Source organism: Anaerotruncus sp. 1XD42-93 (genome assembly GCF_009917605.1).
Lineage (GTDB): Bacteria > Bacillota > Clostridia > Oscillospirales > Ruminococcaceae > Anaerotruncus.
Map to the genome: position 1 here is coordinate 117,856 of NZ_QZEG01000004.1, position 12,213 is coordinate 130,068.

General features: G+C 54.3%; 9 protein-coding genes and 1 pseudogene. 8 read left to right on the forward strand and 2 right to left on the reverse strand.

From position 1 onward, the window contains the following. Positions 1 to 362: 362 nt before the first annotated feature. Together D5269_RS03025 and D5269_RS03030 are read left to right on the forward strand one after the other, a co-directional pair. Entirely contained in the window at positions 363 to 2,168 is a 1,806-nt protein-coding gene (locus tag D5269_RS03025) for an efflux RND transporter periplasmic adaptor subunit (RefSeq protein WP_243126586.1), read from the forward strand. Between the two features lie 19 nt (positions 2,169 to 2,187). Next, entirely contained in the window at positions 2,188 to 5,274 is a 3,087-nt protein-coding gene (locus D5269_RS03030) for an efflux RND transporter permease subunit (RefSeq protein ID WP_166545126.1), read from the forward strand. Between the two features lie 79 nt (positions 5,275 to 5,353). Here D5269_RS03030 and D5269_RS03035 read toward each other — a convergent pair whose 3' ends face one another. Both D5269_RS03035 and D5269_RS03040 read right to left on the reverse strand, forming a co-directional pair. Beyond that, complete coding sequence (locus tag D5269_RS03035; protein WP_016314863.1) at positions 5,354 to 5,782, reverse strand: hypothetical protein; 429 nt, start codon at positions 5,780 to 5,782, stop codon at positions 5,354 to 5,356. Positions 5,783 to 5,828: 46 nt separating this feature from the next. Beyond that, the gene (locus D5269_RS03040) at positions 5,829 to 6,263 is read right to left on the reverse strand and encodes a hypothetical protein (RefSeq protein ID WP_147407910.1); all 435 of its coding nucleotides are present in this window, start codon (positions 6,261 to 6,263) and stop codon (positions 5,829 to 5,831) included. A 29-nt stretch (positions 6,264 to 6,292) separates the two neighbouring features. Here D5269_RS03040 and D5269_RS03045 point away from each other — a divergent pair. The 6 genes and pseudogenes from D5269_RS03045 (at position 6,293) to D5269_RS03070 (ending at position 12,173) form a co-directional block, all read left to right on the forward strand. Beyond that, positions 6,293 to 7,052: pseudogene (locus D5269_RS03045) on the forward strand (IS5 family transposase). 203 nt (positions 7,053 to 7,255) lie between these two features. Next, a complete protein-coding gene (locus D5269_RS03050; RefSeq protein ID WP_166545127.1) occupies positions 7,256 to 8,473 on the forward strand; it encodes an efflux RND transporter permease subunit in 1,218 nt (405 codons plus the stop codon). Positions 8,474 to 8,612: 139 nt separating this feature from the next. Continuing rightward, the gene (locus D5269_RS03055; RefSeq protein ID WP_120482932.1) at positions 8,613 to 9,110 is read left to right on the forward strand and encodes a hypothetical protein; all 498 of its coding nucleotides are present in this window, start codon (positions 8,613 to 8,615) and stop codon (positions 9,108 to 9,110) included. Between the two features lie 493 nt (positions 9,111 to 9,603). After that, entirely contained in the window at positions 9,604 to 10,206 is a 603-nt protein-coding gene (locus D5269_RS03060) for a recombinase family protein (protein ID WP_120482934.1), read from the forward strand. A 370-nt stretch (positions 10,207 to 10,576) separates the two neighbouring features. Then, positions 10,577 to 11,236, forward strand: coding sequence for a sugar transferase (locus D5269_RS03065; RefSeq protein ID WP_120482936.1), 660 nt, complete (start codon positions 10,577 to 10,579; stop codon positions 11,234 to 11,236). Positions 11,237 to 11,261: 25 nt separating this feature from the next. Further along, on the forward strand, positions 11,262 to 12,173 hold the full coding sequence (locus D5269_RS03070; protein ID WP_120482938.1) for a metallophosphoesterase: 912 nt from the start codon (positions 11,262 to 11,264) through the stop codon (positions 12,171 to 12,173). The last annotated feature ends 40 nt before the right edge of the window (positions 12,174 to 12,213 follow it).

The window sequence follows — 12,213 nt, forward strand, 5'->3', positions numbered from 1 at the left end:
CCTGCGTGGAGGACAGAGTCTGTTCCGCCTTCCCGCAGGGGCATTTTTGCGTGGGAAATGCATTTTGCGCGGTCAGCCCGCCGGGGCATTTTTGCGTGGGAAATGCATTTTGCGCGGTCAGCCCGCCGGGAGGTTCCCGGGGGGGCCAGACCGTTCCGATACTAGGCATTCAGAGGGCGGAGTGCCTTGGAAATCCGGCGGAAAATGTGATGGTACTATGTTGAAAATTCATAGTTCATTCATATTTTTCTGTCGGGCTTATCACATTGGGCGCATACCATTACCTTTGGAAAGGGGCTGTCCGCCGGTTGGGGAGGTCCCGCGTCACACAATACCCGTTCCACCGGAGAATGGAGACAACGATGGCAAGATTGAAAGACAAAGGCAGGATGGCTGCGGTCATCGCACTGGCGATGATCCTGCTGGTATCCACAATGGTATTCGCCGCCGGTCCCGGAGGCGGGATGGGCGGAGGCCGGGGTGGCCCGGGCAGCCCCGGGGGGATGCAGGGAGGCGGTGTCGAGATGAGCAAAAGCGTCATCAACGTCAGGCTCACCACCCCTGTGATCGGTTCCCTCTCCCGGGAAACCGAATTTATCGGGAAGATTGAGCCCTCCAAAACGGTCAATATTTACCCCGAAACTTCGGGGAAGGTGGTCCAGCTCTATGCGGAAGCGGGCGATTCGGTCAAGGCCGGGCAGCTGCTGCTTTCGCTTGACGACACCGACGCGCAGCTCTCCTATCAGATGGCGCAGACCAGCTATGAGAGGACCGCTGTCAGTGTTGATACCACGCTGGGCAGCAGCTATGAATCCAAGATCAATTCGGCGAAGAGCCAGCTCGACAACGCGCAGCAGGCATTGAGCAACGCGCGGCTCAAGCTCAAGGACTACAACGATGGCTATGACGATGACCTCGTGAATGCGGAAAAATCCCTCGAGCGTGCCCGCCAGAAGGTTTCGTCGCTCAATGCCAAGCTCGCGGATGCCAAGGCGAACAACGCCGACCGGGAGGAGATCAGCGACCTGAACAACCAGCTTTCGGAGGCAGAGAACGAGTACCGCGCGTTGAGCGTCGAGATCGGGGAGCTGGAGGACAGCGAGGACTCGGGCGCGCGTGACCTGCGCTCCGCCTACCGCAATGCGCAGACCAGCTATGAATCGGCGCTCGCCAACTACGAGCTCGTGTTGGGAAATTCCTACACCGATGCACAGGCGGCGGCAGAGGTCGATCTGAAGTCTGCGGCGCTCTCGCTCCAGCAGAGTGCCAACACCCTCGACAAATATAAGGTTTATTCCCCGATTGATGGGGTGATCGAGTCGAGGTCGGCCGAGCTGTATGAGACGGTCGGTTCCCAAAGCCCGGTTTTTACCATCTCGAACAAGGAGAGCCTGTCGGTCACCTTCAACGCTTCGGCAGATGGTGCGGCGGCGCTCTCGGCAGGGGATACGGTGACCGTCAGCAAGGGCGGCAGGGATTACCCCGCGACTGTCACCGAGGTGGAGTCCAAAGCCTCCGATACGACTGGTCTGTTCCCGGTCAAGGCGACCCTTGACGAGACGGATGAGTCCCTGTTGACCGGTGTTTCGGTCAAGGTCACCGCTGCGACCGCCAAGGCGGAAAACGCTCTGCTGGTCGATATTGACAACGTTTACTATGATGCCGACGGTCAGCCGTACGTCTTTACCTATGCAGATGGAAAAGCCCACCGTACCGATTTTGTCGCAGGCATGTCGTCGAGCGAGCAGGTCGTTGCGGAGTCCGGGCTGACGCTGAACAGCCAGATCATCACCACCTGGCATCCCGACCTTGCGGATGGCGCAGAGGTCACGCTGATTGACGGGGAGGCAGCCCCGGCCAGTGCTCCGCCTGCCAAACCGGAGGAAAGCCCTGCACAGCGGGATGAAGCGTCCGGGCAGGAGGCTGACAGTCCGGAAGAGCAGGCGGATGAGCAGACTGCCGGCACACAGCCTGCCGTGGAACCTTCCTCTTCCGAGCCGGAACAGGCTCCCGCATCGGAACCGGAACAGGTCCCCGAACAGGTTTCCTCCGAACCGGAACCGGACAGCGAGCCGGTGGAAGCAGCCCCATCTGATGATTCCGAAGCCTCCTCCGCTGCCGCCGCCCCGGAACCGAAGCGGGTCCAACGGATGCAGCCCAAAGATTGACGATTCGGAGGATTGATTGATGACACTTCCAAAACTTGCGGTCAAACGTCCGGTTTCGATGCTGATGTGTGTGCTGATGCTGCTGGTGTTTGGCATCTCCTCGATCTTTGATATGAAGATGGAGTCTACCCCCGAAATGTCGATGCCGGTGTTTATGGTCATGACCCGCTATGAGGGTGCAAGCCCCGAAGAGGTCGACACGATGATTACCGATGTGGTGGAATCGGCGCTTTCGTCGGTAAGCGATGTGGAGAGTATGTCCTCCCGTTCGTCCGAAGGCTCGTCGATGACCACGCTCGAGTTCAACTATAATACCGACATGGACGAAAAGTACGATGAGATCAACGAGGCGCTCACCCGCCTGCGGCTGCCCGATTCGGCGGATGACCCAACGATCATGGAGATGAGCATGGACTCCTCTTCGATTATGGATCTGTCGATCCAGGCGGAGTCGGACGACAACATCTATTCCTATATCGAGTCGGCCGTAGTGCCCGAGATCGAGCGGATCTCCGGGGTCTCGTCGGTGGATATGCGGGGCGGCGCCCGTAAGTATGTCAAGGTGGAACTGAAAGAGGAGGAGATGGAACAGTATGGGCTGTCGATGAACGAGATTGTCAATGCGATCTCAACCGCCGATTTCACCATCACCGCAGGCGAGATCAACCGCGGCAATGTCACCCTTTCGCTACAGGGCGGGGTGAGTTACGACACCTACGACAGCCTTGCGACCATCCCAATTTCCCTGCGTTCGGGGGACATCATCCATATTTCGGATGTGGCCACTGTGGAGATGGCGGAGGAGGCCCGCTCCAACATCAGCCGCTACAACGGGATGGACAATATCAGTCTTTCGGTCTCCAAAAACCAGAGCGCGAATACAATAGAAATCTGCAACAAGATCACCGCTGTGGTCGATGAGCTGAACCGGCAGGGGCTGGGGCTTGCAATCAACATCACCAACAACTCGGGCGAGACGATCTATGAAAACATCATGAATGTCGTCTCCACGCTGGTTCAGGGTCTTTCACTTGCCATGCTGGTGCTCTTCCTCTTCCTGGGGGACTGGCGTGCCGCGCTGATCGTCGCAGCTTCGATGCCGCTTTCGGTTTTTGCGACACTGGTTATCATGTCAGCCACCGGTATGACCATGAACATCATGTCGCTGGGTGGACTGGTCGTCGGTATCGGCATGATGGTCGACAACTCGATTGTTGTGCTCGACAGCTGCTTCCGCTCCCAGAACGAGCTGCGCAGCTTTGCTGATGCAGCCATCGAGGGTGCGGACCTGGTCAACAGCTCGGTCATCGCCTCCACCCTGACCACCGTGGTCGTCTTTCTGCCGATCGCGCTGATGGATGGGATGTCCGGACAGCTTTTTAAAGAGGTTGGTTTCACGATCGTCTATTCTTTGACTGCCTCTCTGATCTCCGCGCTGACCATTGTACCGTTGCTCTTTGTGCAGTTCCGGCCGCGCGAAAAGGAGCGTTCCTGGGTCAACACCCAGCTGCACAGACTGGAGCGGGTTTATGCACGAGTGCTTGAACAGGCGCTCAGCCACAAGCTGGTGGTAATCGTGATTGCGGTGGTGCTGCTGGCAGGTACCGCAGTGATGTTCAGCCGGCTGGATATGGAGCTGATGCCGATGTCGGATGAAGGCTCTATCAGCATTTCGGTGACCACCAAGACCGGCCTGAATCTGGACGAAACCGATCAGATTATGACCCGGATTGAGGAACTGGTGGCAGCACAGCCGGATGTGGAAAGTTATTCGATGCGCGGGGGCGGTGGTGGCTCCTCCAGTCTGACTGTCACCCTCAAGGACGACCGGTCGATCGGGACGGACGAGTTTATCACCCTGATGCGGGAGCAGACCAAGGGGATCGACAATGCAAGTGTCGAGGTCTCGGAACGCAGCAGCATGTCGTTTGGCAGCCGCGGGGTCACGATCAACCTGACCGGCAGCAGCCTGAGCGCACTCGAATCGACTGCCAATGAGGTCAAAACCGTCATGCAGTCGTTTGAAGGGGTCGTGTCCGCGTCGACCAGTCTGTCGGACGGCAGCCCGCGTGCAGAGATCGTAGTCGATGCGGTGCAGGCCGCTGCGATCGGTACCACCCCGTCAGCGGTTGTCTCGACCGTTCGGAACATGCTTTCGGGCACTCAGGCAGGGAGCATTCAGGAGAGCGACGAGGAATACAACATCAAGGTAATGTATCCCGAGGGGCGCTATCACGATGTGAGCGACCTTTCCGGACTGATGATCTCAACCAGCTCGGGCGGGAAGGTGCCGCTGACCGACGTGGCCGAGATTGTCTACAACAACAGCCCGTCCCAGATTCAGCGGCAGGACGGGGATTATCAGGTCTCGGTGACCGGGCAGACAGCGACCGGTATGTCGGATTCCGCCCTTTCCAACCAGATCATGCAGCGGATCCGGCAGATGGATCTGCCCGAGGGGGTGAACATCAGCCAGGGCGGCAACATGCGCATGATGAACGATGAGTTCAACGCGATCTACAGCGCGCTTGCTACAGCGGTCTTTCTGGTGTTCGTGGTCATGGCAATGCAGTTTGAGTCGATGCGGTTTTCACTGGTGGTCATGTTGTCGGTGCCGTTCTCAATGACAGGCGCATTCTTCGCGCTGATGATCACCGGGCAGGCGATCTCGATGACCTCCCTGATCGGGCTGGTCATGCTGGTCGGCATCGTGGTCAACAATGCGATCGTGCTGATCGACTATGCCAATGTCCTGCGGCGCGAACACGGTATGTCCGCCCGCGATGCGCTGATCCGCTCGGGACGCACCCGTCTGCGCCCGATCCTGATGACCACCCTCACCACCGTTCTTGGCCTGCTCCCGACCGCTATCGGGATCGGCGGGCAGGTCGAGATGATGCAGTCGATGTCGATTGTCGTGATCGGCGGTCTGACCTTCTCGACCCTGCTGACCCTCATCCTGATTCCGACCGTCTATCTTCTGTTTGACGGTGAGGACCGCCGGAGAAAGGGCGGCCAGGCAGGGAAACGCTCCCTCTTCCGCCGCAACCGGCGCGAGCAGCCGCAGACCAGCGAAGGGATGGCAATTCCCCCGGAATTCCGTTGAAAAGATATAGCTGCAAAATGCCCGCCGGATGAACGAGTCTGGCGGGCATTTTATCTTTTTAGACAAACAATAAGCTAAACTAGAACTCAAACAGAGAAGCTGCTTCTGGAAGTCCGTGGAGCATTCGCTTGATCCGGTCGCGGACATCGTAATTGCATTCGTGAGAGAACACCTCGTGGAACAGCCGCATATTTTTTTCCTGGAAAATCTCCTGCATCGTGTTCCTGAGAATCGACAGAACCTTTCGTTCGTCTGGAGTGAGGGCAGCTCGGTCGATCTCTTCATAGGTATAGTCCAGAACCAGATGAATATATTCCGGGACATACGCATAATCGACCAGCGTCACCCCCAATTGCAGATAATCGGCAACTGCATGGCTGGAAATTTTCTGACAGGTTTCGTCGATCTCCTGTTCCCTGCGCTGATGGATCAATCCTTTGCTTAAAATTTCTGCGCAGACCAGAAAGGTTTCATCAGCCAGCGCGGTTCTCTGCTGTTTGAACTCCATATCGGACTCTCTCCTTCATTCTGTTTCAAAATAAATTGGATTGCGCTTATAGAATCTTAACAGTGGCTTTCAAATTAAGGACTTGCCCATCTTCGTGAATGCGAAAATAAGCAGTAGCAGAAGAAAAAGAACCAATATTTATTTCTTCAGATATTGAAATTCCGATTCCACAAGTACCCATTCCACGTTCATGTGAAAGATGAGTTCCCGTAGTATTTGTATATTTTAACCAACATGTCACATTATCAAGTTTATCGATCCCAACATTAAGTATCGTGCATTTTACTAAACCGGGTTTTATCTCCGCTGCGGAGACTTTCACTAGGTGAGTACCGGCTCTTGCAGTTCCATCGATGGGATCTACTTCAATTACTGTGAAGTTATCTTCCGATATGTCTATAGGTGTGACGGCTGAAGCAGGAAGCGAAATAGATAAAGTTAAGAGTAAGACTAGGGCTTGTTTGAAAAATAAATATTGCACAAGTCGTGTGCAAGTGCGAAAATAGGCACATGAAAAGGTATGAATTGACAAAAGAACAATGGGAACGCGTGAAAGCGATACTACCGCCAGAAAGGACAGGGCAGCGTGGCCGTCCTCGGAAAGACGATAGAAAAATGCTCAATGGGATGCTTTGGATCACCCACAGCGGAGCCCAGTGGCGGGAACTGCCGGAGGTATATGGCCCCTGGCAGTCTGTGTACGCCCGATTTGCCAAATGGCGGGACGACGGCACATTGGAAGCTGTGTTTCGTGCATTGTCCACAGATGCGGATATGGAAAACCTGAGCGTGGACTCTACTTGCATCAAGGTTCATGAAAGTGCCAATGGAGGGGGAAAAAACGGCGGATAAGGCAATCGGACGAACCAGAGGCGGGTTGAATACAAAGCTGCACGCTATTGTGGATGGACTGGGGAACCCGGTTAAGTTCATGCTGTCCGCGGGGAATGACCATGATTCAGTCCACGCTGTTGAATTGCTGGAGAAGGTAGAAATCAGCGGCAGCAATGTATTAGCAGACCGTGCTTATGGGGCAAAGGCGATTCGAACTTATATTTCAGAACAAGGTGCTTGCTATGTGATCCCGCCACAGAGCAATGTTTCTGACCCATGGCCGGTAGATTGGTGGCTGTACAAAGAGCGCCATTTGGTTGAGTGCTTCTTCCAAAAGCTCAAATGGTTTCGCAGGATTGCCACAAGGTATGACAAGTTGGATGCTTCCTTTCTCGCCTTTGTTTACCTCGCCTCTATCGCTATTCTGTTGATTTAGCACTACTTTCACGTTTTTTCAAACAAGCCCTAAAATAAAGCTAATAAAAATTTTCGAATTTTTACACATTGTTAGTCCACCAATTTTAAATTTGTCCATAAACTGATTTTAAAGTATGATCATGATCTTTATAATTATATATACTGAATAAATTTAAAACAATATGAAACATTAACAAAAATTAATTATAAATATTGGTTGAAATGGGGAAGTTCATTACCCTGATGCGGGAGCAGACCAAGGGAATCGACAATGGGGTCACGATCAATCTGACCGGCAGCAGCCTGAGTGCACTCGAATCGACTGCCAATGAGGTCAAAACCGTCATGCAGTCGTTTGAAGGGGTCGTGTCCGCGTCGACCAGTCTGTCGGACGGCAGCCCGCGTGCAGAGATCGTAGTCGATGCGGTGCAGGCCGCTGCGATCGGTACCACCCCGTCAGCGGTTGTCTCGACCGTTCGGAACATGCTTTCGGGCACTCAGGCAGGGAGCATTCAGGAGAGCGACGAGGAATACAACATCAAGGTAATGTATCCCGAGGGGCGCTATCACGATGTGAGCGACCTTTCCGGACTGATGATCTCAACCAGCTCGGGCGGGAAGGTGCCGCTGACCGACGTGGCCGAGATTGTCTACAACAACAGCCCGTCCCAGATTCAGCGGCAGGACGGGGATTATCAGGTCTCGGTGACCGGGCAGACAGCGACCGGTATGTCGGATTCCGCCCTTTCCAACCAGATCATGCAGCGGATCCGGCAGATGGATCTGCCCGAGGGGGTGAACATCAGCCAGGGCGGCAACATGCGCATGATGAACGATGAGTTCAACGCGATCTACAGCGCGCTTGCTACAGCGGTCTTTCTGGTGTTCGTGGTCATGGCAATGCAGTTTGAGTCGATGCGGTTTTCACTGGTGGTCATGTTGTCGGTGCCGTTCTCAATGACAGGCGCATTCTTCGCGCTGATGATCACCGGGCAGGCGATCTCGATGACCTCCCTGATCGGGCTGGTCATGCTGGTCGGCATCGTGGTCAACAATGCGATCGTGCTGATCGACTATGCCAATGTCCTGCGGCGCGAACACGGTATGTCCGCCCGCGATGCGCTGATCCGCTCGGGACGCACCCGTCTGCGCCCGATCCTGATGACCACCCTCACCACCGTTCTTGGCCTGCTCCCGACCGCTATCGGGATCGGCGGGCAGGTCGAGATGATGCAGTCGATGTCGATTGTCGTGATCGGCGGTCTGACCTTCTCGACCCTGCTGACCCTCATCCTGATTCCGACCGTCTATCTTCTGTTTGACGGTGAGGACCGCCGGAGAAAGGGCGGCCAGGCAGGGAAACGCTCCCTCTTCCGCCGCAACCGGCGCGAGCAGCCGCAGACCAGCGAAGGGATGGCGATTCCCCCGGAATTTCGTTGAAAATATAGAAACATAAAAACCAGTTGTTATCACTACAACTGGTTTTTTGTATTTGCAAAATATTTCAATTTGTATTTATTATCAATTGAAATTTTAATTTATTTATTGTATTATAAAATTAATGATAGGAGGGCTAACGATGAGAAAAAAATTAGCATTATTACTTGCCGCAGGGATCATGTGTTGTGTTGGAACAATACCTGTCGCGTCTGTTGCTGATGAAATGGCTGTAGCAGGTAAAAGTTCTGTAAGTGAACTGATTGATGATTTGGATTCTTCGGCACACGGTGGTGTATTTTATGATGGAAACGGGGTTCTCCATATTTTTGCCAAGGATCGGGAAGCACTTCTGAAATCCCGGAGGCTTCAAAATGTAGTTAGGAACCGAGAGATGGAGATTGTGATTGAAGAGGCTGAATATTCTTTGGACGAGTTAGAATCTGCGCAGAAACGGCTTCTCGAGCATCAGAATGAGCTGGCAATCGTTGCTGTAGGATTGTATGAACCGGAAAATGCCCTGTCTGTCTATACCAGCGATACTTCGGATGAAAACAAAGCCGCGATTGCATCTGTTGCCGGCATGAAAAACATTCGTTATAAAGAATCCTCTGGTTTTGCTGCTTCTCCTGCCATTTGACGGTGAGGACCGCCGGAGAAAGGGCGGCCAGACAGGGAAACGCTCTCTCTTCCGCCGTAACCGGCGCGAGCAGCCGCAGACCAGCGAAGGGATGGCAATTCCCCCGGAATTTCGTTGAACAGATCAGGACAGCCGCATCTGCTTTCCAGGTGCGGCTGTTTCGCGGAGAACTTTGTATTGGGGTCAAAAGGAGCTGAAAAATGCCCGCCGGATGGATGGTCCGGCGGGCGTTTTATTTTGAAAAATAAATTTAAATATGGTTTTTATATAGCCAGTTGAATCAAACGAAGAACACCTGACTGTCCCTCAGACGTGCGAAAAACGCCGGCCTCGTGATGACGCTGCCTGGACAGCAGAATGAGAATATTGTATGATAAAAACCGCTCTACAAGCGCGTGGAGCGGTCTTTTCCAGGAAAGCCATTACAAATTATCCGAATCAAACGGGGAACAGTAAGGGGAGTGTTTCAAACAATGACAGGAGGGATTTCAACATGATCTACGGCTATATCCGCGTCAGCACACGGGAACAACACGAGGACCGGCAGATTATTGCTTTGCGGGAGATGGCAGTGCCGGAGGCAAACCTATTTATGGATAAGCAGTCCGGCAAAGACTTTGAACGCCCGCAATACCGCCAGATGGTGCAGAAATTGAAAAAAGACGATCTGCTCTATATCAAGAGCATCGACCGTCTGGGACGCAACTACGGAGAAATTTTAGAACAGTGGCGAGTGCTGACCAAAGAAAAAGGGATTGACATTATGGTGCTGGATATGCCGCTGTTGGACACTCGCCGGGGCAAAGACCTAATGGGAACCTTCCTCAGCGATATTGTCCTCCAAGTATTGTCCTTTGTGGCGGAAAACGAGCGCGCCAATATTCGCCAACGCCAAGCGGAGGGCATTGCAGCGGCAAAAGCCCGAGGCGTTAGATTCGGCAGGCCCCCAAAGCCCCTGCCGGATAACTATCACAGCGCCTACCAACGATGGAAGGCTGGAACGATCACGGGAACAGCTGCCGCCAAGGAATGCGGAATGGCGCTGGCCACCTTTCGTTACCGGGCAGAACTGTATAAACAGGCAGAAACAACTTGAAAAAGCAACACTTTTACAACAATATGTACTTTCCTGTATATCCCCATCTTTTTATTACATATAAAGGATATCACAACAATGGAACAATTTCAATACTTTGACGGGAATTTTTTAAGAGAGAAAAAGTTTACAGGAAAGTACGCATTTTGGTAAATGGAGAAGTGAGTCTATCAGGGCATCATCTCCCGGGTCCCCAAAAACGGCCTGGAGTGACAGCCACAGGAAAAAGTCGGAAACGGTACTGGGACAACCGAAATAATCGGCGGTACCTCTCCCATCCAAAGCCCCAAACGCCTGCGCAGAAGAACAAAACGGGATCGCGTTTTGCACAGAGCGGGGCTGCGGAAAACGAGATGATGGGTGGTTTATCATGTGGAGGTATGGGTCTGGAGGACCTGCACTGCGGGAGCGCAGGCAAGGCCAGCGGCACTATCTGCGCCATAAGCGGATGTTGGATGTGGTGCTGTCCCTGCTGGCGCTGATGGTACTGTCGCCGCTGCTGCTGGCCATCGGCCTGCTGGTGGCGGTGGACGATCCCCGCGGCAGTCCGATTTTTCGCCAAGAGCGGGTGGGTAAGGGGGGCCGGCGGTTTTGGATGTACAAATTCCGAACTATGTGTGTGGACGCGGAGACACGTCTGGAGGAGCTGTCGTTGTACAACGAGATGAGCGGCCCCACCTTTAAAATGCGGGAGGATCCACGGATCACCCGGGTTGGGAGAATCCTGCGCAGGACCAGCCTGGACGAGCTGCCTCAGTTGGTGAATGTGCTTAGGGGGGAGATGTCGCTGGTGGGACCGCGGCCGCCTCTGCCCCGGGAGGTGGCCCAGTACACTCCATATGAGTGGCAAAGGTTGAGCATCACGCCGGGCCTCACCTGCTATTGGCAGGTGAGGCCGGACCGGTATGAGCTGTCTATGGACCAGTGGGTGGCGCTGGACCTCATGTACATACAGGATCGGTGTCTCCGCCTGGATTGGCAGCTGATATTCCAGACGGTGGGAGCCATGGTGCGGGGCAGTGGACGGTAACCGATGGAACCTAGGAGGAGAAACGATGCGTAAGCAAGCGGAACAGACAAATACGGCCCCAAAAAAGACGGGCCGGAAGCCCTGGCGGCAAAAACGGGTGTGGACGGCCTTCTGTGCGCTCCTTGCCGCAGGACTGCTGGCTCTGGGCGGGTGCTTCTTGCTGTCAGACGAGTTGGAGGTGACCTTTCACCATCTTTACTCACCCAAGGCAGCGAGTGGGGAAACTATCCGCGTGATTGTGCTCTCTGATCTGCACAATCGGGAGTTTGGGCCGGCAAATCAAGAGCTGGTGGATCAGACCGCTGCCCTGCGGCCTGATCTGATCGCCATAGCGGGGGACATGGTCAATGCAGACGACGAAAGTCTGGACGTGATCCTGAGTCTATGCAGCCGGCTGTTGGAGATCGCCCCTGTCTACTACAGCCCGGGCAATCATGAGAGCAGCCTGATGTACGAAAAGGGGAGCCATTTGGAGAACCTGCTGCTGGAGCAGGGCGTACACGTCCTGGTCAACCGCGCGGAAGCGGTGACGATCCACAAAACTCCGCTCCTCATCGGCGGGCTAACCACTTCTGCGGAAGGATACGAGGAATATGGCGCCGCTTTTTTCGAGGAATATGAGAGAAGCGGCGGTTTTAAGCTGCTCATCGCCCACTATCCCAGCCTGTTTTATGATTATCTGGCGGACAGGTCGGTGGACCTGGGCGTCTGTGGCCATTACCATGGCGGGCAGGTCTGGATTCCCTTTGTGGGCGGGCTGTACCATGGGGATACAGGAATGTTCCCAAAATACAGCGGCGGGCTGTACAGCCTGACCCACAGCACGATCTTTGTGTCAAGGGGGATGGGGGGACACAGTGGTCTTCCCCGCATCAACAACCGTCCCGAGCTGGCGGTCATTGATATTAGGGCTTGTTTGAAAAATAGTGAAGGCTGAGCTAAATCAACAAAATAGCGATAGCGGCAATGTAAACGAA